Genomic DNA, 24,247 nt, shown 5'->3' with positions numbered 1-24,247 from the left:
TCCCTATATATTCAATGTCATTTGCATGATGCTCGGCGCGAGAATCAAGATAACGATCGGGAACATGATGAAAAGGATCAATGGGACACTCATCTTCGCAGAGAGCTTACCTACCTTTTCCTCGACCGTAAGAATTTGGACTTTTCGCATGTCTTCCGCGAGGTCACTTAACACACTCGCCACGGATGTGCCGTATTGCAGGTTTTGAATGATGGTCAGTACAAAACTTCGTACTGGTGGCGTCGGGATACGCTCACTCAGATCATTGAGCGCCTTTTCTAAACCGTGTATTTTTGCAGAATCAGATGTGCGTTTAATTTGGTAACAAAGATCTGAATCAAATTCAGCCAGCTCTTTCCCCAAATAAACCAGCGCCGCTTCAATCGTCATACCGGTTTGAACACATACCGACATCATGTCGAGCAAATACGGCAGTTGAGCTGAGGTTCGACTGATCAACATCTTGCGGCGCATTTGAAGCATTGTATCTGGGACGACAATGACGCCAATCAGCGAGAAAATAACCACGAGCAGTTTGTTGGTTGACGTCATATCCCCTAACAGCACCAACCCTGAAACCAACGCCAATACCAACAACTTGGCCGGAAAATAGAATTTTGCCCAATCCGTGTTGTAATAACCCGCCTCTATCATTTTTTGCTCGAGTTCATGGCGATGTTCTTTACCAAAACGAACAAAAAAGCGATTTACGCGTGAAGGTGCACGAGCCGAATTATCCCCGATATAGAGCGCAACCTTCTTATGTCGTTGCTCTTTACGAATAGAATCGATAATCAAAAAGAGTAGCGAAAAAAACAACACAACAAGGGAAGCCAATAACATCATGCGCGTACTCCTCTCACTAACAACCAAACAAGAAATAGACCGAACAGTTCACTACCAAGCACGTAAAACAATACAAGCCTTCCTTCTGGATCGTAGAGAACAAACTCCACATTATCGGGATTAACGTAGTTGAGAATAAGCATAAAAATCAGAGGAATAGCCGCAACTATTTTGGCGGAAATTCGAGCTTCCGAAGTCATCGCCATTTTCTTTTTCTCTAACGTTCGAGAGTCCACTAGCACTCTAATCAGCCGCGCCATCACGCCCTTAAGTTGCCCACCTCGAGCAATATTTGCCCTGATAGTCACGGTAAAGAATAGAAACTCTGGGTAGGGGTAGTTTTTGCACGATCGTTGAAGCACCACTTCTGGTGACTCACCCAACTTAAGTCGGTCGCCCATTAGCTTAAATTCGCGGCCTATCGGGTTGTGCATCACATCGCCTACATAACTGATGGCTTGCATTAAGCTGTCACCGGCAGTGACCGCACTCATTAGAATATTCAGCGCATCTGGGAACGTATTCTCAAATTCGCGACGTCTTCTTGTCACTAGGAACCGATAACCGCAAAGTGTAAATACCATAGATGAGCCCAGCACTAACCACGTATTGGTGATTGATAGCAACTCAACAACGATGTACCAAGATGCGATGATGCTGCCCGTAATATAGAGCGCAATGTAAAGAGAAGAACGCGGGCCTAACACCATTAACGTGGGTGATACGGACTCTTTGAACTTTTGCCAGTTTTGTTTACGAACCAAAGACTTGACGTTAATAGCATTGAAGTTTTCAGCTTCTACTTCTTCAATATTGAAAAACTGATTAACCTTTTTTACCTTTGAATCTCGGATCAAAAGCAGCACAAACGCAAAGAGGATTAACGAAAGCCAAAGCATGCTAGGCCCCCTTGAACGATGCTTTCAGCTCTTCATAGAGCCCGAAGAATTGCGCTTTTTTCACAAGCTCAGATCGCTGCATAATGCCGTCGGTCACGAATTCGCCTTTTACGGTTTCTCCGTAGTGGGCGTCGTCATAACGAAAACGATAGATCTCTTCCATCACGACGCTGTCGCCTTCTAGGCCGACGATTTCCGAGATGCTCGTGATTTTACGAGACCCATCGCGCAACCTGTTGACCTGAACAATCATTTGAACGGCACTCACGATCGTTCTTCTAATCGCATCCAGAGGCTGATTTAAGTTCGCCATCATCACCATCGATTCAACACGGGCAATCGCATCGCGCGGCGTGTTGGCGTGCAACGTAGACATCGACCCATCGTGCCCGGTATTCATAGCTTGCAGCATTTCAAACGCTTCAGAACCACGACACTCGCCAAGAATAATGCGGTCTGGACGCATACGAAGCGCATTGATCACTAACTCACGCTGGGTCACCGCTCCAGTTTGTTCAACACTCGAGGTACGTGTTTCGAGTCGAACCAAGTTGGGTTGTTGCAAACGCAGTTCAGCCGCATCTTCAATCGTAACGATACGTTCATCTTCGGCAATGTATTGAGACAATGCGTTGAGCAACGTGGTTTTACCTGAGCCTGTACCGCCAGAAATCAACACATTGATGCGGCAGCGCGAAGCGATCATCAGCACGCGCGCCATGTCTGGAGACATCGACCCAAAGCCAATCAAATCTTCAAAACCGATGTTCTGCTCTCTGAACTTACGAATAGAGATCGAGGTACCATCCAGCGAAATGGGAGGAATCACGATGTTCACTCGGCTGCCGTCTTCTAACCTGGCGTCGACCGTCGGAGAAAGTTCATCCACACGCCTTCCGACACGTGACGCAATGCGCTTAGCAATGGCTAACAACTGCTCTTCATTCACAAACGATACTTCGGACTTTTTCACCTTGCCATGTCGTTCGAAAAAGATGTTGTTGGGCCCGTTCACCATGATGTCGGAAATGGACTGATCTTCGACCAAAGGCTGTAAAGGCCCTAAACCAAACAGCTCGTCGATTAGGCTTTTCACTAACCCGGACTTCATCATCGAGGTGATCGGTCTTTGGTAGCTATTCGCCAACAAATCAACCGCCGCTTGTATCTGCGATTCAAGGTCTCGACGGCTCATTTTCTGAACCGCTTCTGCATCTAGGGCTTCAAATATCTGGCCACGAAACGCGAGGTATAAGTCTTTGTTAGAACTCATTTAGCACGCACCTTTTTCAACCAAGAGTTCATACCCTTCTGATCCATAGGTTGACCATTAATCAGCTTCACCAACTGTTCCATAGAACGACTAATGTGACGGTCATGCTTATGCCCGCGTTTTCCATCGATAATGATGTGCGCCAGCGCTTTGCAGTAGTCGACTTCGAGATCAACTTCTGTGCCTAGATACTTAATAAGATCAGGCTTTTGTAAGACGTAAGCGTTTTCCGGGCGATGGTAGTTCACCACCGTAATCACACGAGTACGCGACGATAACGAAAGCTGTAAGTTGGAGACTTTTTCATACAGTCGTTTTGCACTTCTTACTGAAGACACAGATGCGTCTAACACCAACACAACCACATCAAAGTTTTCTACCAAGAGTTGAGGTTCAACTTTGAAATCCACACCACCAGAGAAGTCTTCGATAATGAAATTGGTGTTGCGCGCTAACAACTCGCACAAGGTCTGGTTGTAATTAAGAACATCGCTTTGGCCCATGTCGCCATCAATCGCCAACAGTCGTAAATTTTTGCGAGCGTTGATTAGGTAACTCAACGCCCCTTCTTCATCCATTTCGTGCAATGGTGCGGTGAACTCATCGATGGTTCTCGGCTTAAAATCCTTCAAGCCAAGCAAGACATCAATGTTGGTATCGGCATATTGATGATCGACAAGAATCGTGTCCGAGCCTTGCGTCGATAACAGTGAGCTCAACTCAGTTGTGATAAACGATGCGCCAACGCCACCTTTTGAACCGACAATCGCCACGCGCTTCGCTTTGCGTTTTTGGCTCACACCAGAGAACGTCTTCAGGTTCTTGCTAACGTGATTTAAGAAGTCAGCAAATTCCTGCTTATTCACCGGCCAGAACACGTAGTAAAAACCCATGTCTTTAAGCGAACGAAGCGTAGAAATGGCATCCTCTTTACCAATCACAACCACCCCTTTGTGCGTGGGTAGTTTGCTGGCAAATGCTTTAGCGTCTTCAACCACATTGGTCGATTCATTTAGCTCTAGAACCACAATATGGCTGCTTTGTTGCTCTGTCAGTTTGGTCAAACCCGCTTTGGCTTTGACACATGCAGGGTCATTCCATCCTTCAAATCGAAAGACTTCTTGAACAAGGTCTAAACACTCTTGAGATTGATAGAACAAAGTACATCCGGCAACCCCTGTCGTTCCGGTCTGAACTGGCTTGGCCTTTGTTGTTAATGCTTTAGTCAAGTCAAACATTATTGTTCTCCTACCAATCGAGACTTGTAAGCCACTTGCTTCAAACGCATCGATTCAGCAAAGCAGTCTGGCTGCCTCAAACGAACGTGAATCTGTGCTGGCGTGCATTCTTGAGTCTTCAAACGCGTTAAGGTCACCTGAATCTTTAAGTCGCTCGGTAACAATTGAGCGCTTCGATACGAGACTCTTTGTGGCGCGATAACATGCGACGGATATTGATCGAAGATCTCTTGCAACATCTGTTTGCTACGGGTTGATTTGTAATCCACGACATAAGTGGCTTCTTTGTCCGTTGATTCAATATCTTGAATCAAAGCGGTAATCTGCTTGGTGGTTTCAGCACGGTTTTTCATCGCAAACTCAAAGCTGTGATGCTCTTTGTACACCAAGGCTTCAGCGCCGTGTCCGACAAAATATTGCTCAGAGGCACAGCCTAAAAGTGACGTGGTAAATAACGCCATTAATAGTAATTTCTTCATTGGATAAACCCTCCTTGCGACAACAGACGAATCGTTGCATCGGAAGACGTTACCGACTTGCCATCCCACTTAATGTTTAGCCAGCGCGCCAATGTAGAAGTCTTCTTGATGTAAGGCAGTTGAATGTCTTTCGGTTTCATCGGTTCAACAAGATTCACAGTGGCAACGATGATCAATTCAGTTCGTTTTCTTTCTGTGGTTGCTTTTCGGAATGCGGCTCCGAGTACTGGTATGTCGCCAACAAAAGGGATTTTTTGCATTTTTTCCAAATCAGCACTGCTCATCAAGCCACCAAGAACGAAGCTATCGCCATCGGCTAACTCAACGGTGGTCATCGCACGTCGTGAAGCCAGTTGCGGGACTTTGATTCCGGCCGCTTCTACATAACCTTCAACTTCGCTTACTTCTGGCGCGAGTTGCATACGGATTCTGTCTTGGCTAAGCACTTTCGCAGTAAGATCGAGTTTGATGCCGAACTCTTTGAAAGAGATGTTCACGTTGCTGTTCGTCGACACGATAACGGGCACTTCGCCGCCTACAAGGAAACTTGCAGACTCACCGGATAACACGGTTAAGTTAGGTTCAGCTAGAACTTCAGCTATCTGGTCGTTCCCTAATGCAGTTATTAGGGTGCTTAGGTTTGCTGCATCGAACTGATCGAACACAAACTCGCCAACACTTGAACCGACTGAACTCCAATCAACACCCACAGTTTGTCCAAATGATTCGGTGACTTGAGCCACTGATATTTTGACGTTCACTTGCTGGGTCGTTGCAACTTCAATGCGTTCGATGATCCCTTCCCACGTCATATTGCGAGCAAACACCATGCTTTCGGGCTCTTCATAATTTGAGTTGTCGGACTTAAACTCCAGTTTCACCGTTTTGTCCCATTTCTCTGTTTTTTCTCGCCCAAGCAGAGTGGCAACCAAACGATAGATGTCGTCGCGAGTCGCTTCGGAATCAACAAGACCACTCACGGCAACTTGCTCTCCCACAGACTGAACCTTGACTTTGGCATCAGGGAAATGGAATTTAATTTGGCGTCTAATATCAGTTAAATCCAAATCAACAATAATGCGGTCGGAAAGCAGAACATCATCATCAATGCCATAGACGATCAGTCGTGATTGCCCAATAGCATTGGCGAACACAACAAGTGTGTTGTCGTTGATTATTTTGTAGTCGACGATATCAGGGTTATTAATGAACACTTGTCCAATTGGGCTTTTTAATTGGATGTGCTGACCATCGTTGAGCGTGATGGAACGATCGGCGGCAAAAGTGTTTGTTATAGAAAGTAAGCCAATCAACGGCGCTAGAATGGAAACACACAGTGCTTGCTTGATTCGATCATGAATCATAATTACAACGCCTCTCTAGGGTTATTCTCATTACCGCGTAACTCAGCAATCCCGGTATAGTTATCGATAATATTGCGCACCTCCGCGAACTCAGGTTGCGTGTAGGTTTGGCTTCGGTAAATTTCGATGTGCATTGTTCGTTGTGCGAGCGCAAGTTTTGGCAATTCATCGGGGCTAACTTCGATGACCACCGTAGTCAGTCCATCCTCTTTACTTGGAGCGCGAGCGGTAATAGAACTATCGCCAGTTGCATCATTTCCGATGTTGAGTACTTTGACGTTTTTAAGAAACATCGACGCCTTCACCCCTCTAAAGCGTTTCGGCTTATCGATATTTCCAGCTAAGTTATCGTTTGGAGAACTTACAGTTAAGATATCGATGGACGTTCCAGGACGGATGTAATCGTTGATTAGGTTTTTGTCACTGACTTTAAGTGGGTACAACGTCATGCCTTCCGTGACCAAAAGATCTATGTATCCGGGCTGACCGGGTGTCACTTGATATTCAGGCAGTACAACCTCGCCAGCGTTGAGGCTTCGATTGAGTAAAGTGGAGGGTGCAAAGCTGATTTGAGCGTCTTCTCTGACACCAAGCGTTAATGCTTTGCTAAGAGGAAGTTGTTGTTTAACGACGCCTTGCGCATCAATCGCACGTCCTTTTTCATAAGGTTCCGTGGTCATCCAAACGGCAACATGTTCTTCGTTTTTTTCTTCCACCACTTCAGCTGTCGTTGTCGATTGAGGTTCACTCTTGAACAAATCGACAACGCCTAGCGCGCCGACTATTAGGGCAGCAATGGCAACAAGTAATACCAGTCGAGATCTCATAATGTTCTCATTCTTGGAGGTTTATATATGTGGCGTGTTTTGAGTCAAAATTACCAAGTAGAATCCAACGCTAATCGCTATCCCATATGGAATACCTTGTTGGCTGCTCGACGTTTTTCTTACTAGCCTTTTACTTATCAGCTTGTTGTATACGAGATAAATAACGGCTAGAAATCCGCCGGCAAAAGCCGTCATAACAAACGCCCAAAGTAAATCACTGAGAGGTATGGTAAGTGATAGAACCGCGGCATATTTAATATCGCCAGCTCCAATCCAAATCAGGGCGTAAACAATCAACCCTCCCCCTAACACCAGCAGGAAGCTCATAATTTGAATGTCTAACGGTGACAAAAAACATTGTAAAAAGAGCAATATCAACAAGGTGTGATTTTGTATCTTTCGATAGAGAAAATCGGTAGCCGATACATAGGCACACACGATTACCAAAATCAGTAAATACACATCAAAACTCAAAATTAGAAATATCACCTAGATTTATATGGATTAGCGTAAAGTATGTCTTAATTGATGTTCCTAATTAACTGAGCCAGACCAATGGAAAACATAGGTCTGGCACAAATATCTTTCGATATGATCTACATTAGCCAATAAGGCTTGATGTTAGCTGCTAGCTGTAGTGATAGCGTCGCCAACTTTAGTAAATGCTGCTTCTAGCTTACCAATGAAACCATCTGCGCCTACTGCAGTAGTTACTAATACAGCCATTGCTACTGCAATAAGACCATATTCAATTGCAGTTACTCCGCGCTCATCGTTCTTGAATTGTGATAAAAACATGCTTGTTTTGACGTATAGCTTAGTAATCATTATTTGTTCCTATAAGGGCTGTTGAAAATTCGTCGCCATTATAATTAGCGTTACCAATCTATGGAAAATAACCCCTATCGACTTAATCAATAGGCCGGACGAAAAATGATCAAAATAAACACATTAAAAACAAAGGAATCAAAAACAAAGCTATAATTAACAATGAGTTACATATAAATTCAACTTTACAAGACAATATTAAATCAAATTTATAAACTTGAAAAAGTAAGACATTGGTCAATATTTTAACTTATCTAAAATTTATATAAGCTTTGGAACCAATCTAAGAAATAATTTACCCAGTTTTATTACCCCTTATAAAACTTGTTGAAATACAATTATCATCACGCTATTGTTCTTCAAATCAACAAACCATAAAAAATATAATTTATTTGTGTCAAAAGGTTAGTCGAATCATGAAACTACATTTCGAAAATATCATTTCGTTCATAGCGGTAGTTGAGGAAGGTTCATTTAGCTCTGCTGCTCGCAAGCTTGGCAAGTCACAATCAACCGTTAGCACAGCTGTTCAAAATCTTGAGTCCGATTTAGGTTTCAATGTATTTAATAGAGAACACTCTAAAGTTTGGCTAACAGAAAAAGGAAAACGATTATTCCAGTTATCTTTACCTGTGGTATCGAAATATCGTGATCTAGTCACGATCGCACAGCAAATGAATATATCTGACCAAATAGTCTACCGGGTAGGCATAGACCCATTAGTGTTTAATAATAATGTAAAGAAAACACTATTAGCGTTTTCAGAAGCATTCCCTAACGTTGATTTACTTGTCGTAACTAAACCAAGTTTCGTGTTAGGTAACTATATAAATGAAGGGAAGATAGATTTAGCCTTAGGTAACCCCTATCACAAGACAAATTACGACTTCAACATAGAGGAGTTATTTCACGTCAACTGTTGGTGGGTGGCTCATGAAGACCTGGTAACCTTTAAGTCTCAAGCACCATCACAACGAGTTCTATTAATGGATGGTTGTGAAGAGCTGCTTAACTTGTCAAACATAGCATCGTACAACTTATGGCGACTGGATGACTTAGGAACCATCATCGATCTATGTAAGGCTCAAAAAGGCATCGCTTTTTTACCGGGGTTTCTCATAGAGGGAAGTGTAGAAAATAGTAAACTTAAAGTAGTTACTGACCACCCTGATTTTTTTGGTAAGCGAGTTATTGCATCCCTTTTCTGGCAATTACACTCTGACTTTAGCTTGTTCAACCAATGGATCAAAAAAGAGCTGAAAACTACTGCCAGTTACAAGCAAACATTTGTTGCTGATTTGACTCAATAATACTCGGTTGAAATCTGACAATCACACTCTATTGCACGCTTCAGCTTCGAGTGTGATATTTCAACACTATGATTCATCCTAATATAAATCCAAAATAAAACATACGAAATACAAATACCAAGACCGATATGTATTATCCAACATATGCACTGGTATTATTTCATTATTTAGCCCCACATATTTTTTTGACTAAATCTAATTATAAACTAACCTATTAAACGTATTCGATATTTAAGCTATGACTTCGTTTGTCACTCAATATCGAAAAGAACCGCCTAAACCATGCACACAGAAAAATCCACCATAGTAATGACGTTGAATATCAGAATAGCTTTACAACCATTACGTTAGACTAATTCCAGCTATCCGATTTTTTCACGATAATATCAACAATATCCGCCAGCTCTTTTCCTTTTTTGGTCAGACCGTAATATACCGTCACTGGAACGGTTTCTTCTTGCCTGCGCCAAATGAAACCTTCTTTGCTAAGCAACTTCAGCCGCTCACTAAGTACTTTACTAGACACTAAAGCCAGCTGCTTTTGAATCTGTCCAAAACGTATCTCGCTACTCTGACCTAGCAACCAAACAATGTGAGCAGTCCACTTCGTAGAGATCAGTGTCAAATATTTATCAGCGCTGCAATAACCTTCAGGTTGCTTACCCTGTTCACTCATATCCACCTCTTTGATTATCCATAGTAACAATTGCATAGTTACCTAAAGGTAATTAGTTACTTTTAGGTAGCTAATTTCTTTTGGTAACTACCCTATCTATTATGGCTTCAACCCAAAACACAAACAAGCAGGTGGTTCCATGAAGATACTTCTATTCGTCGTTTTAAACTTAATAACTTTCTATTCTTACGCATCAACAGATTACAAAAAACCGCAGTCGCCAACAGAACTTCACCAACTTTTCGCGGAATACTTTTCAAAACAAGACATCGACGGACTAGGCACTCTGTTCCATCAAGACGCCATATTCGTCCTAGATAATCAGGGTAACCTTGCTAGAGGGCCAAAGGCTATTAAGCCTATTATTGAGCGACAATTACCCTGACCGGTTCAGCGACAATTAGATAGGCCGGTTGATCTGCTACATTCTGGACAAACTCTCTACCGGAAAGCTTTGTGCCAGGGAAACGAATTACAGATCAACAAATAAGGCTATACATGGCTAATCGAAAAGATAAAACACAAACCACCTCCGCGGCTAAAGCCGGCTTCTCTGAGCGTTCCGCTCGTCGAATTGAATCAGGACAGCGACAATTAGGCCCAATTAAGACTCGAGGTTATCGAACAAGAACCGACCCCCTTGAACCGGTCTGGAACTCAGTGGTTCTTCCACTCCTTGAACGCTCAGCGTCAATTACCCCTGTCGGTATTTTTGACTATCTTTGTGAAGAGCATAGCGATAGTTTTTCACCCAACCACCGACGCACATTAGAACGTCGAGTCCGTCAGTGGCGCCTGTTACACGGAGAAGATAAAGAAGTCATCTTCCGTCAGGAAAAGGAGTTTGGCAAACAAGGGATCATGGACTTTACATGGGCCGACTTCATCGTGACGATCCAAGGTGAAAAACTGGAACATAGACTGTTTAATTATCGTTTGCCCGCCAGTGGTTGGAGTCATGCACAAGTGGTTTACGGTGGGGAAAGCTTTACAGCCGTTGCTACAGGGCTAAAAGGGGCTTTTGAGCGCTCAGAAGGGGTCCCTCTTGAGGTGAGAACAGACAGCTTAAGCGCTGCTTATAAAAATAACACATCTGAACGTGAATTTACGGAGAGCTTCCAACAACTCGCGACACATTATGGCTTCCAACCAACGAGAAATAATACCGGTATAGCTCATGAAAATGGTGCCATAGAAAGCTCGAATAACCACCTGAAGAACCAAATTCGCCAAGCGTTGGCGATCCGAGGCTCCAATGACTTCGAGACAATAAATGAGTACGAGTTGTTCGTTAACCAACTCGTTGAGCGACGTAATCGTCGCTCAAAACCACTGCTAGTTGACGAGCAGCGACAATTACAACCGCTCCCTAAATACGACTGCGTCAATTACACCGTTCATGTACTGAAGGTGTCGACAACAAGTACAGTCCAACTCAAGAGGGTCACTTATTCAGTTCCGTCCCGCCTTATTGGGGGGACGGTTCGTGTCCACCTCTTCGATAAAACGCTCGAAGTCTATTGTCATGACGAACATACCCTAACCCTAGACAGAGTTCATACACGCTCATGCCGTCGAGGTCATCAAATTGATTATAGGCACATCATTGGTTCTTTAATGAAAAAGCCAAGAGCCTTCAGAGGCTGTCAGTGGCGAGACGAAATGTTACCAAGTGAGGATTATCGTCAAATCTGGCAGTACGTCGATGCTCAGCTCACAATGGACGAGGCAAGCTTCTATATGGTGAAGCTGTTGAATGTGGCCAATAAGTCAGAAAGGGAGGAAGCGGTTGGCCGGTTCGTGCTAGATGGTATCAGAGTGGGTCGTCTACCCACTCTGTTCGACTGTGAAGATAGGTTCTTACAAGATGAAGTCTGGACGGACAGTCCAAAAGTAGAGCAGCATACCTTATCGAGCTATCAGCAAATCTTAGAAGGGGTGAAATAATGTCAGAGCAGCATGTTCTTCCTCTTCTCCTCAAATCTTTACGCCTTGGTAGTCTTGTCTCTCAATGGGAGCCAATGGCAGAAAAAGCGCGTGATCAAAGCTGGTCAGCAGAGCGCTATCTTGCAGAGTTATGTCGCCTAGAGCTAGATAGTCGTGAGGAAAAGCGCCTACAGAGGCACTTAAAAGAATCTAACCTTCCAGCAGGTAAATATCTTGATGGTTACGACTTCGCAGCGGTGAGTGGCATAAATAAAGCACAAGTATGGCACTTGGCTAACCATAGAGAATGGGTAAAAACAGGCGATAATATCTTACTGTTCGGGGCGAGTGGGTTAGGTAAAACGCATTTAGCTGCCGGACTGGGTTTTAAGCTGATAGAGCATGGCCACCGTGTCAAGTTCATGAGTGCCAACTTGCTGGTACAGCAACTTCAACTCGCCAAAGAGGAGTTGAGACTGTCAGAAGCCTTGATGAAGCTAGATAAGTACAATGTACTTATCTTAGATGACATAGGTTATGTACAAAAAACGAGTGAGGAGACCAGTGTATTGTTCGAGTTGATAGCGCATCGCTATGAACGATACAGCTTAATCATCACATCAAATCAATCGTTCGAAGAATGGGATGAACTGTTCGACAATACAGTGATGACAGTAGCAGCAATAGATAGGCTGATCCATCATGCGAAGATCTTACAATGCAAAGGTGAAAGTTATAGGAGAAAGGAAGCACAACGAAACCTAAGTTAAACAGGACTTCAACCGGCCAGGCTAATTGACGCTGGATCGGTCAAGTTAGTTGACGCTACATAGCCTATATTGAAAAGTTACCTTCAAGGCGACGTCGAAATGCTCACCCATGATGTGTCTATCCATATTAACGGCGACACGGCTCTCATAAGGTCTGATTGGGAGATAGTTGGTGGCCCCAAAGGAACCGCTCTCGAAGTGATGAGGTATGTCGATGGAGGCTGGCTATACGTTATTGACAACCCGAATGGATTTTAAGTGGCTATTGCACTTTGGATCATTAAAGGACGCAGTCTAGGAGCGTTACAAGCAACAATTCTTAGAACCCTAAAATAACTGATAGTTTAATAATAAGGGGAATTACAGGCACAAAAAAGCCCACACTAGGTGGGCTTTTTTGCTTGTTCATAAAGAACGAATTTGGTGCCGCTACTGGACTCTACTATCACACCTATCTTTTTGATTAAAATGATAATTACAAAAGTAGAGCTTTAAGATGTTACTTCTGGTGTTACTTAAGCAAAAACTAACCTAAGTTGCTCCAGCCACACACTTATCCTATGAGTTTTCAGATCAAGATGCATGATACGAGTGAGGGAGTCGGACAAACACTATATCCACTTGATAATTAACGAGTTATAGCAAGTCGACTTTGGGGAATATACAACCTGTCATACATGTCAAATTCGTGAAATTAATCACATACAATCACTCAAATCGCTTCAGCTATCTCACATGGAAGTGTTAGTGAATATCATTATCAACTACAGTTAATTTGCACTTATCTAACAAATTAACTTGTTTTCTAGAAAGACCTGCTTTCCCGTAGCGATAACACAAGTAGTCGGAAATATCCTGTTCATGAGTCGAAATAATCACTTGCCTATCTCTCAGTTCGACTCGGAGCAAGTCACTAAGCGACGCAATGTTAATTTCATCCATACACTGCGTTGGATCGTCAATAAACACAAACGCCGTTTTGGCATACTTCTTATTCAACGCTAGAAATAACGACAATGACAGAGCACTTATCTGCCCGCTGCTCATAGACAGAGTTGCATCATGTTGCGAGTCACGTACTGTTGTAAAACTCATTGCAGCGGTTTTTCTTTTAGCACTTGGTGTATCAATAAATACTCCTAAGCCACTCTGATAATTTTGTAGTAAACGCCCACTATATATGTGAAAAAGTGACTCCATTTGACCAATCGTTCGATTAGTATAGTCCGTTTGTGCGTGTTTTAACTGAGTCTCTATTCGTTCTAGCTGTGTTCCCAATTTACCCAAATGCTCTACTTTATCGGCACACAGTCTCACTTCTTTTTTTCTATTTGAGATAGAAGCATTTATCGTTAAGTTATGTTGCTGCTGAATATAGTTTTGCTTTAGCTCTATCAGTTCCTCAGACAGTTTATCTAACTTGCCTAATTCCCCAAATTGGTTAACGAAGAAGTTAAGCTCATGGTCCGTTATTATCTCCTCTTCTGGTTCGAGTGACTTGAAGATTGCCTTCTTAACTTTTGATACCTGTTCTTCTTGAACTTCTGCTTCTAGTACATACTGTTTCGGCAGCTCAAACCCCTGTGCAATCAACTTCTTCCCTATCAGCTCTAACCTCTGAGCTTGATGTTCATGCATTATTAACTCAGAGTGCAATGCCCCTTCGTATTCATTCCTAGCCATCTCTAGCAGCGGAAAATATTTACCTTTTAACGGACTTAAAATCGCCTCAATGGCTAGATAGCACTGGCTAATTTGTAGAGCAATTCCATCTAACTGCTGCTTTAGTTGAGCTGTTTTCGCATCAATAGCAGATACCAATAATGCATTTTCTTGGTAGTCATAACCACAAAGTGGACAATCCTGATCGTCACTACCGGAAGCTTGAAGTAATTTTGTCCGTAATTGCATCACTTCGGCTTGCTTCTTACTAACACCGCCGTGTTCTAGAAGCAGTTTATTTTTGTCCTGTAACAACTTAACGAGCTCTACAGAATAATGTGTTTCGAGGTATGGCGATAAAATTGAACTATGCGATGAGGAGAGCTTTGAAATCTCTATATTTAGCGTATTACACAACTTTTCTAGTTTATCTAATTGTGCTTTATTTTTATTCAAGCTTGAAAGCCTATCAAACTGATGATGGAGCCTAACAGCTAAATCAAATTCATCCCGTATAGTAAAATCAATTTTTTGCTTATTTCTCATTCTCTTTGCTATTTCATACCTACCAATGTAAGTACGTTTTAACAGGCTTACTTGCTCCAACAACTGAGCAATGTTTTTGTAATTATCGACCGTAAAGGGATGTTCCAGATCCCATTGAGGTGTGACATTTAAGTCAGTTAATTTCGTATAAGCTACCTGCGCAGAATCACTTACCGTTAAGGTCTGTTGAAGCTCTTCTAGTAAAGCTTGTTGAGCTTGATGCTCCCCTTTCGCTTTTTTAAGTTGGTCTCTGGACTCAGATTTTAGCTTACCAATGTTATCGATTCGTTTTTCTAACTCATCAAGATTGAGAAGATGGCTTATTTGATCTGTTCTTTTTCTATTATCGCATGCATCCGGAATAACAATGGATTTACTATCTTGCTGAAGATAGTTGAGCACTGAAAAGTTACTCAAAAACTTGTCGCCTAGTTTTTCCGCCCAGAATTGTTTTTCATCAACAATCAGTCTTGGCTCAGCACTTTTATCAAAACTTGTTAACTCATAGAGCTTGAACTCTTCAAAACTATTGGGTTTGTTTTTACTGGCATCTAAATCCACTTGCTTCGCCAGTCTCATTACATAGATTGACTCACTTTCTTTTTTGAGCTCTGCGACTATTGAGACATCTTCTTGGCTATTATGATTTTGATATATGCTTCTATTAAAAGTCTTGTTGCCAACTTTAAGCGCACCATGCCTGGCTACGATCCTTGGAAGTTGCTTGCAAAAAAGAAGTTGCTTGGCATCAAATAAAGAAGTTTTACCAAAACCATTCGGCCCATCGTAAACGATTAGATCTGATGAGTAGCTTTCTTCAAACTCCGAGAATACTTTAAAGCCATTAATCTTCAGCTTGTGAATTCGCCATTTTTTCACGAATATACTCCTCAACCATTACTTTGTAATTACTTCCATTACCTACTATCAACTCTTCAAACTCATTGTTTACCCCCAATAAATCCACAGTTCTCAGGTAATCATCTGCAAGTCTACAAGGATCGTCTAACTCAGATTCATCTACAGGGACAGACAAAAAGGGCAACTTAATAAAAATACGGCTAGCTATACCGTATTCTGACTCAGCCAAAGGTGACTTTTTATACAGACTAAATTTACTTTGATCTTTTATTAAATTTGCAATGCTATTCGCATCCATCCCATTCAAAAGAGCCAATTCTGCTTGTGAGAAATACAACACATGCTTTTTAAAGCTATAGCCATCTTCTTCCAGAGAAAAAACTTCGCTTTCATAGCCTACGATATCCGATAAACGATCTAACTCAAACAGAACCAGAACATCTGTATTTTTAGCAAAAGCTGGTAATTCCCTTAGCTCATCAGGAGTATTTGCCAACACCCATTGGTTAAGCTCACTCGGTTTCATCAATTTCGCCACTTGTGCTACAACTAAAAACCGCTGGTAATCCGTTGATGTTGCTCGATAGAAAGAAAACTGTTCTGCAGCTTGTTCAACTAACTCAAACTGACAAGGAGAGTTACTTGATAATGTTGTAATTATTCGATTAATCATTTATTTCATCACTTGCGTCGCGAACTGACACAAACCTCACATTGTTTATTTTTGTAATTCGGTTTTTATTGTTTTCAGAAATCTCTGTAAATTTACCAGCAGCACTAAATTTACTACTAAGTGGAAATGGAGCGCTATCCATATGTACAACTAGATTATCGTAGTCATAGAGCACATCTTGTATGGTCAGGTTTCCACGAAGAGCATCAACATTTTTTTGAATTTGCTCTACGTCTAACTTCTGATTTAAAAAATCAAACTTCATCGCTGTAGGAAGAAACGAACCAAGTCCGCTTTTGAAATAGTGTGGTAAGTCTTCAGACGTTTTAACTCCCATGATGCTGATAATTATTCTTAAATAAGTATCTACAGTATCATTACTAAAACCAGCTAAAGTGATTTCCTTTTGATTTGGCTTTTTTGAATAGTAGAGTCGAGTTAAGGCAGGAGTATCCATATTAGCTACTGCAAATCTACACTGACAAATACCATTCAAATCAATAGATTCATTTTCTTGAAGGCTATCTAGTATTTGATCAGTTCTGTTCAAAAGAGTTTTTCTAAACTCGAACAGAATTGCTGCATGATCATCACTATGAATTACCTCGGAACGCAAACAATCTACTATCTCCGCAAAATAAACTGGAATAGATTCTGCCGCTTCGAACTTGTTCATCGACTCATGCTGATTTCGATAATGAGCTAAGTTCACTCGCCCTGCTAACAATACATGCAACTTAGCCAGTTTATGCGCAATCAGTAATTCTGTAGATGGTAGCCCGTATGATTGAAGGTACTGGGCAACAATTTCATTGAGTTTAGTATCGATAGAGTTCGTTTCAACATAACAACGTTCATCATGGTACTGATAAAACTGAACAAGGTGCTCACCATTAGCGTCATTAGCAGCTCTATCAGAAAAGTCATCAAGCCCCACTGAAACGTGAAACCATCTAACAGTATTTCCGTTACACCTTGCTGATACTTTTGACGCTTGCTGTAAAGCAGAATTATATGAATAACGCTTATCATTCTTCATCGCCTTTACTTGATGAAGAGATAAAACGTTACCACTGCGATCGTGGATAACAAAATCATCTAAGTGCTCGACATTTAGGGAATGTGCTTGAAGATCCCGTTGTACTAGAAGACGCAGCGCGTGATACAAGGCGACTTTTCCCTGATATATAAAGCCACTCCAAGCCGGGATGGCGCTACTGTTGATAATCTGAGAAGATACTTCTGTCAATCTAGATATTCCTTTTCATAAATGGTCCAGTGTTTTCAAACTTCAAAGTCATGTACAACGTCAAACCTAAACTTGTACTAATCAAAAGCCCACCCAGCTCTATTTTATGTAATGCTATTGCATATCAGCCTAAAAGACCATGATAAGAAAAAGGAAATTGACAATAATCCAAACCTAAAAATTGAATGCCTCAAAATATAGCATTCATCACATGCGTAATCTGCTTGCAACTAGATGCTTTTTACAAACTCACTTCAATCACAATACTCACGATTACAAGTCCTATCACATTACTCACTCAACCCTATATGCACCTATTGGCGCATTGGGTATAATTTCTTCTTGTTGCTAAACAATGAGAGAACATTATGGCTATCAACTTCAACGAAAAAGTTCGAGGGACGAGGGTATATCACAACGGAACCACTACTAAACCTCGCTCACTGGCTGAACCTGATAAAATTGCAGCTCAAGGAAGCTTTGAAAGTGATCGAGGTAGAATCCTCAATTCTGCTGCAATTAGAAGGCTTCAACAAAAAACTCAAGTCTTTCCTCTAGAACGTAATGCCGCTGTACGAAGTCGTCTCACTCACTCTCTCGAAGTTCAACAAGTTGGTCGATATATCACTCAACTTATCTTTAAAGCGCTTTCAGAAGAATCTAAGCAAGAATACAAACTAACTGGATTAGAACGTCAATTTGAGTCGATAATCGAAATGTCATGTTTAATGCACGACGTTGGGAATCCACCATTTGGGCATTTTGGCGAACAAGCTATAAACGATTGGTTTTCTAGAAACTTACTATCTCTAGTAATGGATGAGAAAGGTGAGCCCAGAATCGACTTACCAAAGCCTATCCAACAAGACCTTACAAATTTCGAAGGTAACGCACAGGCTATCCGCCTAGTTCACACTCTACTCGAACTAAATTTAACCTATTCTCAAGTATCTGGCGTATTTAAGTATACTCGCCGTGGGGATCTGCCATCGCCTAAAACACAGAACAATCCAGAATTAAAACACTATGACTATTTGATGAAAAAAGTGGGTTATTACTTAAGTGAACACCGCTACATAGAGTCATTAAAAACGGTATTGTCAATGGACTCTCATTGCCGCTCCCCATTTTCATACATAATGGAAGCTGCGGATGATATTTCCTACGGGATTGCAGACATTGAGGATGCAGTTGAAAAAGGCATTCTCACTGTAGAGCAACTAAAAGATGCTTTAGACGACGAATACCAATCTCTTGTAAAAAAGTACGGGTTACAAAGCAATGACGAGATGAGAAGGATCGTTAATGTCGCCAGTGAAAGCGCTTCAAAAGCTGATAACTGTGCGAACAGCCACTTCTTCATTACTCTTCGTGTAGAAATAAACAAACGCCTACCACAACATGCGTGCAAGCAGTTTATAGATAATATAGAGAAGGTATTTCATGGGAGCTTCAATAGGGCACTAATTGAAGACCATAGTGAGAATCATGCATCAGTTAAAGCTCTTAAGAATGTTGCTATGAACTATGCTTTCTGCGATCCAGAAGTGGAAAAAAGTGAGCTGCAAGGATATAGAATCATTACGGGGCTACTTGATGCGTATAAGCCCTTATTACTATTGAGCAAAAAGACTTTTACCAACATTGAAAAAGCCCCTCTATACGAGAGAAGACTCTACAAGAAGCTACCCAACAAGCATCTTCGAGCATACGAAATAGCGATACAAACATTAAAACAAGAAAAAGATAAACCGGCTGATCCTCCTTATTTACCCTACGACTTTGATAACGATGTTTGGGAGTTTTATTTTCGAGTCCGCCTCATCCAAGACTATATTAGCGGCATGACCGATCAGTACGCTTATGACGAATATCGTAATCTACATGTGTTGAACTAACTAAATGCAGATAATTTAAGTTGTCGTAACAATAACGATATTTCTTAGTTCAGATAAGGGAAGTCACCTTCCCTTTTTAGTCGCTGTTAACCTGCTAATTGCGATAATTCACCTTCAATTTTTATCAACCCATTGATATCTAACCGGTCTTGTTAGTTTGGTTATCAAACTTTGTTCTAGAGCGAGGGATAACCAGCTTTTCACCTGCCCTTTATGCAGGTCTGATACTTCAACAAGTTCCGCTTCTGATATTGGTTCACGAGCTGCAATTGCAAGATACTGAACAAACAATTGATAAAAACTCTCTTTGGATACTACAGTAGGCGTAGCTTCAACCTGTGTAAGGGCTTGCGCCTCTTCTGATATCACCGTCTCAGCTACAAGTTCTTGTTCTGATTGTTCTTCAAATTTGATACTTTCTTTATTCTCTTTCCCTGATACATCGGCAGGCTGAGAGAAAAGATCAGCTTGTGGCTGACTGAATAAATCATTTTGACTATTAGTGGTATGGTTAGAGCGACTAACTAATAAAGATTGGATATCTAAATCTTCAATAACACCACTACACCACTGTGCGCCAGCCGCAACTATTGCTGCATTGCCAGCTGCAGAGTCTTGAGTTTGCTTGACCCAAGTAGGAACCCAACCTTTTTTAAGGTTCTGAAGTGCACCTTCCCACGTGCCGCCTTTAGGGCCGGAGTGAACAACAACGGAAGTATCCGCAAGACAATAAATGTACTTATTGCGGTCCATTGCATTAAAACGGTTAAAGCCAGCTTCTGGGTTAAAAGGAGAGACAAGAGCGACGTTTCCATTCATTAAGCCACTACGGTACTTTGCTGAAGTAGAAGCTTTCAACAAACTGTCAGCAAGTATGCCAACCACTGCACCACCAGCATTCATAGCCCCTAGCATTGAGGTTTCGTCAACACCTCGTGCCCCACCTGAAACCGTACCCAAGCCCACACTTGCAGCTTTGCATCCAACCAGCTCAGCATATGCAAGATCTGCAGGTGTAGCATTACGCGAACCTACAACTGCAACACCACCAGCCTTCAGTAGATCTTTATCTCCGCAACCATAGAGTACAGGAGGAGCCTGGTTACCTAATTTATGAAGTAAACGTTTAGGGTAACTATCTTTATCTGCACGGGTAATCACCCACAACCCAGAACGACTCCATTTCTCGAGTGCTAACGCCATGCTATGACCGCGTTGTAATAGAGATTCAATTCGTTCTTGAGTGACTTTGTTTTTAGGGTCTCGCCACTGCGACAATAACGCTTTCTTGTCGTTATCCAGCAAGTCAGCGGGACTGAGTTGGCTATCTCTCAGCCACATAGCGAAACGTGCCCATTCCGCATTAGTGAGCGGCTTTGCTGCGTCTTTGTCCTGCTTGCCAAAGTAACTGGTAAGCAGGATTATCGCTTGTGCTGTTGTTGTTAAATTCATTAATCATTTACCGATGTGGAAGCTAGCGCGACTGGGTATACTTTACCACTGCCAGCTTGCTTCAATAATGCAGCACCTACCGTGAAGGTCCATTTCGAACGAACTACGTCATCAACTAATAAAACACTACCTTCAGGTCCCAATTTAGTGACCTTGAATGCACCATCTAAGTTCGAGCACTGATGATATCGATTCTGCTGCCATTTCTGTGGTTCATTCTCTAATACTTTATCCAAAGAGTCCACGAAAGGAAGGCCCAACTTATCTGCTAAACGTTTTGCAAAATCAGGAACTAACGTCTTATGGTTTAATGAAGGAATACAACATACCCATGTTGGAAAAGCATCTGGTTTCCAACGTTCAGTTATCATCTCGACTGTTGCATCTACTAACTCATCTCTAAAGTGGTTGTTGTGCTTGTCATCAGCCACCATTTGGCCCCAACCGGCATCTCCCCAACGAGAAAGAATTCGACCAGGTTCTGCTGCTAAATCACCCAGTAACCTCGGAAAGTCATATTTGACGAACGTTTTCGCCGCTTCATCATTTGAGACTGCTATTTGCTTTCTTGGCTCCATTACCATTTCGCTTCGGCACAAAAAGTCAGCCGCCTTTTGACCAAGTGCAGTATCGACGTCGGTAGGCAATAAGTCTTCACCAATACAATTTCTACATTTACCACATGGCTCATCAGAATGGTCATCTAAAGCATTACGGACATTAAGCATGAGGCAATTTTCTGTTGTTAAATACTTTCCTATTTCAGCCCACTCAGCTTCTCTAATATCTGTAATAGCCTGGACTTTATTCATGTCCATTTGGTAAGGAACTGGGTTTCGATGCCATTTTTTCCCAACATTTCCAACAGGAGCTGGATACTCAGCCGCTAAAAATTTAAGTACATGCTCAATTCTCCCTTGCGGTAGATTCGCTTCTTTCTCTAAGCCCTCCGCCGTTAAATACTCAACAGGATCTAGAGCCTTCAAAATGCGATTTACATTTGCTTCTGTAGGAAATGCCGTTTTTCGGAAAAAGTCGTGAATTCTGGAATCTTCTTCTCCTGACATTAGAACACCTACCGCAGAATCTATTCCTCGTCCAGCACGGCCAACTTGTTGGTAGAATGCCACAATTGAACCTGGTGCTTGGAAGTGGATAACAAAGCCTAAGTTTGGTTTGTCATATCCCATACCTAAAGCTGTCGTTGCGACCAAGACTGTCAATTTGTCGTTCAACAATTGTTGTTCTAGATGCTCGCGATACGCGTTAGTATCCAGTTTACCTCGTTCATTAACAAACTCAGGGTCCGTAACACCACTGTAGTAAGGCTTTGCATCAATGCCGCATATATTAAGCCATAGAGATACTATGTCAGCATCTCGTTGAGTAAGTACGTATACAATACCTGTACTGGCTAAGGTAGGAATAGTTTGAGCTAACCATGCTAAGCGTGATGGTTGATCTGGTAATACTATGTTTTGCAGAGCAAGACTCTCTCGGATAAGTGTCCCGCGCTGTATTTCGATGTTACCTAACTGGGTTTGTATGTCATCAACAACTCGATCATTCGCTGTCGCTGTCGTTCCCAATACCGGTGTATTTTCAGGCAATAGCTTTAAAATATTTACTATGCGTCGATAGTCCGGACGGAAATCATGCCCCCAGTCAGAGATACAATGTGCTTCATCCACCACCATGAGTGAGATGCTATCTGATATTGGGCGAAGAACCGTTTCAACAAATTTATCGTTGGCTAAACGCTCTGGGGAGATCAACAAACAATCAATTTTGTCATCGAGAATATCTTTAGTAACTTTTTCCCAATCAACTATGTTAGTGGAGTTCATCGTCACCGCTTTGATCCCTAAACGCTGCGCAGATTCGATTTGGTTACGCATTAAAGCAAGCAACGGTGACACTATAATAGTTGGACCTTTGCCTCGGTCTCTGAATATTTTGGTACTGATAAAATAGACGGAGCTCTTACCCCAGCCAGTTCGCTGGACAACTAACAATTTTTGATTGTGGTTAACTAAAGCATCAATAGCTTCCCACTGACCTTCTCTAAATTGAGCACCTTCATCAGCTATTGCCGTTTTGAGTAGTTGCTCTGCAGTTTGTTTGTCCATCAAGCCCACCTATGTTTGTATTGAAATTACCGTACACACGATAGTTTTAGTTCTAAGGAGGCTAACGCACAGTGCCTTTATAAACAATGAGATAGATCTAACAATATGAAATAAAACCAATATCAATAATCAAGAAAACACACCTCAGAAGCAATCAAAAAAACAGCTAGAAAGATTAGCTCGAATTCACCATTAGAAATTCGTTTGATCACATCATTTAACTAAGGCCCGACGGAAAGCCACTTGTTATTTGCTCAGCCCTATCAATTGAGCGGTAAGATAAACAGAAGGTAATGTTAGCTATTCTTACTGTTATTTTGACTTACTTGCTAGTCCAAAAATCAATGCTCCTAGAGCAGCTCCCGCTATGAAGGTGCCGACCTTAGCACTACTATCAGCCTTCGCTTTTGTGGTATTGCCTCTTGGCTGAGCTTGAACAGACACCCGTTCCTTTTCTTCCAAATTCTTACCAGTATTCACAACAGAGTGAAACAGTTCTTCTGGAGCAATACCAAGAGCTTTGGCGCATTCAAACATCTGGTCAACAGAGAATGTTGACTTTCCCGACTCCAAACGGCTGTAACTAGCTTGTGAGAGACCCATTTTTTCAGCTAAAACACTCTGGTCAATGCCTAACTCTTTGCGCTTGTTCGCAACGACTACACCCAAAATAGATGAGTATGAAACCATTTTATCTTGCATTTTCACCACCAATAACAAAATAACACTTGATCAATTTAGTGCGTAAGTATAAGTTAAATGCATTGATATACGTTTTACGCATTTCAATGTAAATTTCGAATACACATACTTTAAATCAAAAAGGAAAAATTATGAAGAATAATCTTAGTATTGGTGATCTACTTTATCGTTCAAAACTTTTCGTGGAGCATGCCGGAATCTACCTGGGTAAAGGGCGAGTGCTTCACAACTCTCCAGACAGCAATGTCGAGATTTGTGCCTTAGAAGAGTACGCAAATGGAAAATCAGTAAAAGTGGTCTTAAGCCACCTAAGTGAAGAAAGGAAAAGTATTCTGTTTAATCAAGCAGAGCTGTTGATCAAGAAAGCCAAAAAATATGGCGTATTAGATAATAACTGTGAGCATTTAGCCTCGACAGTACTACACGGCAAACCATCAAGTGAGCAGTTGCAAGCGGCTGGTCTTGGTGCTGTTGCAGGTTTGCTTTTAGCTCACTGTAATCATTCAAAGAACTCATTGCTGTATACATTAGCTGGTGGGCTTATTGGGTGTATAGCTATCAATGCCGTTCGTAAATACGATTGTGTTATTTAAGAAAGAGTGTTGAGCTATGCGACATGAAATCCAGTTCAACACTCTC

Annotated in this window: 21 protein-coding genes and 1 pseudogene; 6 read left to right on the top strand and 16 right to left on the bottom strand. The window is 41.8% G+C overall.

Going from position 1 to position 24,247, the window contains the following annotated elements:
- Nucleotides 1-3: 3 nt before the first annotated feature.
- From M4S28_RS08785 to M4S28_RS08745, 9 genes are all read right to left on the bottom strand, one after another.
- Nucleotides 4-846 (bottom strand): type II secretion system F family protein, encoded by an 843-nt coding sequence (locus M4S28_RS08785; RefSeq protein WP_249631609.1) that lies wholly within the window; start codon nt 844-846, stop codon nt 4-6.
- Nucleotides 843-1,745 (bottom strand): type II secretion system F family protein, encoded by a 903-nt coding sequence (locus M4S28_RS08780; RefSeq protein WP_017078040.1) that lies wholly within the window; start codon nt 1,743-1,745, stop codon nt 843-845. The genes M4S28_RS08785 and M4S28_RS08780 overlap by 4 nt, the downstream gene beginning before the upstream one ends.
- Before the next feature lies 1 nt (nt 1,746).
- Nucleotides 1,747-3,018 carry a TadA family conjugal transfer-associated ATPase gene (locus M4S28_RS08775; protein WP_004733950.1) on the bottom strand — a complete coding sequence of 424 codons (1,272 nt, stop codon included), beginning with the start codon at nt 3,016-3,018 and terminating at the stop codon, nt 1,747-1,749.
- A complete protein-coding gene (locus tag M4S28_RS08770) occupies nt 3,015-4,256 on the bottom strand; it encodes a CpaE/TadZ family protein (protein ID WP_249631608.1) in 1,242 nt (413 codons plus the stop codon). The genes M4S28_RS08775 and M4S28_RS08770 overlap by 4 nt, the downstream gene beginning before the upstream one ends.
- Nucleotides 4,256-4,735, bottom strand: coding sequence for a hypothetical protein (locus tag M4S28_RS08765; protein ID WP_249631607.1), 480 nt, complete (start codon nt 4,733-4,735; stop codon nt 4,256-4,258). Before M4S28_RS08765 ends, M4S28_RS08770 begins: the two co-directional genes overlap by 1 nt.
- Entirely contained in the window at nt 4,732-6,102 is a 1,371-nt protein-coding gene (locus tag M4S28_RS08760; RefSeq protein WP_249632720.1) for a type II and III secretion system protein family protein, read from the bottom strand. Before M4S28_RS08760 ends, M4S28_RS08765 begins: the two co-directional genes overlap by 4 nt.
- Nucleotides 6,102-6,926 (bottom strand): Flp pilus assembly protein CpaB, encoded by an 825-nt coding sequence (gene cpaB / locus M4S28_RS08755; RefSeq protein WP_249631606.1) that lies wholly within the window; start codon nt 6,924-6,926, stop codon nt 6,102-6,104. Before cpaB ends, M4S28_RS08760 begins: the two co-directional genes overlap by 1 nt.
- A gap of 21 nt (nt 6,927-6,947) precedes the next feature.
- On the bottom strand, nt 6,948-7,388 hold the full coding sequence (locus M4S28_RS08750) for an A24 family peptidase (RefSeq protein ID WP_249631605.1): 441 nt from the start codon (nt 7,386-7,388) through the stop codon (nt 6,948-6,950).
- Between the two features lie 159 nt (nt 7,389-7,547).
- Nucleotides 7,548-7,754 (bottom strand): Flp family type IVb pilin, encoded by a 207-nt coding sequence (locus M4S28_RS08745; RefSeq protein ID WP_004733956.1) that lies wholly within the window; start codon nt 7,752-7,754, stop codon nt 7,548-7,550.
- Between the two features lie 416 nt (nt 7,755-8,170).
- On the opposite strand from M4S28_RS08745, the gene M4S28_RS08740 reads away from it, so the two are divergent.
- Nucleotides 8,171-9,064 (top strand): LysR family transcriptional regulator, encoded by an 894-nt coding sequence (locus tag M4S28_RS08740; protein WP_249631604.1) that lies wholly within the window; start codon nt 8,171-8,173, stop codon nt 9,062-9,064.
- 352 nt (nt 9,065-9,416) lie between these two features.
- Here M4S28_RS08740 and M4S28_RS08735 read toward each other — a convergent pair whose 3' ends face one another.
- Complete coding sequence (locus M4S28_RS08735; protein WP_004733958.1) at nt 9,417-9,740, bottom strand: winged helix-turn-helix transcriptional regulator; 324 nt, start codon at nt 9,738-9,740, stop codon at nt 9,417-9,419.
- Between the two features lie 456 nt (nt 9,741-10,196).
- Between M4S28_RS08735 and istA the strand changes: the two genes are divergently transcribed.
- The 3 genes and pseudogenes from istA to M4S28_RS26540 all read left to right on the top strand — a co-directional run.
- A complete protein-coding gene (gene istA / locus M4S28_RS08730) occupies nt 10,197-11,687 on the top strand; it encodes an IS21 family transposase (protein WP_249631603.1) in 1,491 nt (496 codons plus the stop codon).
- Nucleotides 11,687-12,436, top strand: coding sequence for an IS21-like element helper ATPase IstB (istB, locus tag M4S28_RS08725; RefSeq protein ID WP_249631602.1), 750 nt, complete (start codon nt 11,687-11,689; stop codon nt 12,434-12,436). The genes istA and istB overlap by 1 nt, the downstream gene beginning before the upstream one ends.
- Before the next feature lie 63 nt (nt 12,437-12,499).
- A pseudogene (locus M4S28_RS26540) lies at nt 12,500-12,694 on the top strand (Cif family virulence factor); the annotation flags it as partial.
- A gap of 486 nt (nt 12,695-13,180) precedes the next feature.
- Here the strand turns inward: M4S28_RS26540 and M4S28_RS08720 are convergent.
- From M4S28_RS08720 to M4S28_RS08710, 3 genes are read right to left on the bottom strand one after another with little or no spacing between them, the layout of a single operon-like run.
- Nucleotides 13,181-15,523: an AAA family ATPase gene (locus tag M4S28_RS08720; RefSeq protein WP_249631601.1), complete on the bottom strand. Its 2,343-nt coding sequence runs from the start codon at nt 15,521-15,523 to the stop codon at nt 13,181-13,183.
- Nucleotides 15,489-16,178, bottom strand: a complete 690-nt coding sequence (locus M4S28_RS08715) for an ABC-three component system middle component 1 (RefSeq protein WP_249631600.1) — start codon at nt 16,176-16,178, stop codon at nt 15,489-15,491. The genes M4S28_RS08720 and M4S28_RS08715 overlap by 35 nt, the downstream gene beginning before the upstream one ends.
- On the bottom strand, nt 16,171-17,427 hold the full coding sequence (locus M4S28_RS08710; RefSeq protein WP_249631599.1) for an ABC-three component system protein: 1,257 nt from the start codon (nt 17,425-17,427) through the stop codon (nt 16,171-16,173). Before M4S28_RS08710 ends, M4S28_RS08715 begins: the two co-directional genes overlap by 8 nt.
- Nucleotides 17,428-17,795: 368 nt before the next feature.
- Between M4S28_RS08710 and dgt the strand changes: the two genes are divergently transcribed.
- Nucleotides 17,796-19,325, top strand: a complete 1,530-nt coding sequence (gene dgt / locus M4S28_RS08705; RefSeq protein ID WP_249631598.1) for a dGTPase — start codon at nt 17,796-17,798, stop codon at nt 19,323-19,325.
- A gap of 114 nt (nt 19,326-19,439) precedes the next feature.
- On the opposite strand, the gene M4S28_RS08700 is transcribed toward dgt, so the two are convergent.
- The 3 genes from M4S28_RS08700 to M4S28_RS08690 form a co-directional block, all read right to left on the bottom strand.
- A complete protein-coding gene (locus M4S28_RS08700; RefSeq protein ID WP_249631597.1) occupies nt 19,440-20,777 on the bottom strand; it encodes a DNA-processing protein DprA in 1,338 nt (445 codons plus the stop codon).
- On the bottom strand, nt 20,777-22,906 hold the full coding sequence (locus M4S28_RS08695) for a RecQ family ATP-dependent DNA helicase (RefSeq protein ID WP_249631596.1): 2,130 nt from the start codon (nt 22,904-22,906) through the stop codon (nt 20,777-20,779). Before M4S28_RS08695 ends, M4S28_RS08700 begins: the two co-directional genes overlap by 1 nt.
- A gap of 312 nt (nt 22,907-23,218) precedes the next feature.
- Entirely contained in the window at nt 23,219-23,608 is a 390-nt protein-coding gene (locus M4S28_RS08690) for a helix-turn-helix domain-containing protein (protein ID WP_249631595.1), read from the bottom strand.
- Between the two features lie 131 nt (nt 23,609-23,739).
- Between M4S28_RS08690 and M4S28_RS08685 the strand changes: the two genes are divergently transcribed.
- Complete coding sequence (locus M4S28_RS08685; RefSeq protein ID WP_249631594.1) at nt 23,740-24,201, top strand: lecithin retinol acyltransferase family protein; 462 nt, start codon at nt 23,740-23,742, stop codon at nt 24,199-24,201.
- Nucleotides 24,202-24,247: the final 46 nt, after the last annotated feature.

The sequence above is a fragment of the Vibrio sp. J383 genome (assembly GCF_023503985.1).
GTDB lineage: Bacteria > Pseudomonadota > Gammaproteobacteria > Enterobacterales > Vibrionaceae > Vibrio > Vibrio splendidus.
Note: the sequence above shows the minus strand (reverse complement) of the source record. Positions and strands in the feature narration are given on the sequence as shown.

What these genes read in the sequence shown, in the direction of transcription:
- cpaB (WP_249631606.1), bottom strand. Translation starts at nt 6,926, where the DNA reads ATGAGATCTCGACTGGTATTACTTGTTGCCATTGCTGCCCTAATAGTC.
- M4S28_RS08715 (WP_249631600.1), bottom strand. Translation starts at nt 16,178, where the DNA reads ATGATTAATCGAATAATTACAACATTATCAAGTAACTCTCCTTGTCAG.
- M4S28_RS08740 (WP_249631604.1), top strand. Translation starts at nt 8,171, where the DNA reads ATGAAACTACATTTCGAAAATATCATTTCGTTCATAGCGGTAGTTGAG.
- istB (WP_249631602.1), top strand. Translation starts at nt 11,687, where the DNA reads ATGTCAGAGCAGCATGTTCTTCCTCTTCTCCTCAAATCTTTACGCCTT.
- M4S28_RS08765 (WP_249631607.1), bottom strand. Translation starts at nt 4,735, where the DNA reads ATGAAGAAATTACTATTAATGGCGTTATTTACCACGTCACTTTTAGGC.
- M4S28_RS08775 (WP_004733950.1), bottom strand. Translation starts at nt 3,018, where the DNA reads ATGAGTTCTAACAAAGACTTATACCTCGCGTTTCGTGGCCAGATATTT.
- M4S28_RS08690 (WP_249631595.1), bottom strand. Translation starts at nt 23,608, where the DNA reads ATGCAAGATAAAATGGTTTCATACTCATCTATTTTGGGTGTAGTCGTT.
- dgt (WP_249631598.1), top strand. Translation starts at nt 17,796, where the DNA reads ATGGCTATCAACTTCAACGAAAAAGTTCGAGGGACGAGGGTATATCAC.
- M4S28_RS08700 (WP_249631597.1), bottom strand. Translation starts at nt 20,777, where the DNA reads ATGAATTTAACAACAACAGCACAAGCGATAATCCTGCTTACCAGTTAC.
- M4S28_RS08735 (WP_004733958.1), bottom strand. Translation starts at nt 9,740, where the DNA reads ATGAGTGAACAGGGTAAGCAACCTGAAGGTTATTGCAGCGCTGATAAA.
- M4S28_RS08685 (WP_249631594.1), top strand. Translation starts at nt 23,740, where the DNA reads ATGAAGAATAATCTTAGTATTGGTGATCTACTTTATCGTTCAAAACTT.
- M4S28_RS08695 (WP_249631596.1), bottom strand. Translation starts at nt 22,906, where the DNA reads ATGGACAAACAAACTGCAGAGCAACTACTCAAAACGGCAATAGCTGAT.
- M4S28_RS08780 (WP_017078040.1), bottom strand. Translation starts at nt 1,745, where the DNA reads ATGCTTTGGCTTTCGTTAATCCTCTTTGCGTTTGTGCTGCTTTTGATC.
- M4S28_RS08785 (WP_249631609.1), bottom strand. Translation starts at nt 846, where the DNA reads ATGATGTTATTGGCTTCCCTTGTTGTGTTGTTTTTTTCGCTACTCTTT.
- M4S28_RS08745 (WP_004733956.1), bottom strand. Translation starts at nt 7,754, where the DNA reads ATGATTACTAAGCTATACGTCAAAACAAGCATGTTTTTATCACAATTC.
- M4S28_RS08770 (WP_249631608.1), bottom strand. Translation starts at nt 4,256, where the DNA reads ATGTTTGACTTGACTAAAGCATTAACAACAAAGGCCAAGCCAGTTCAG.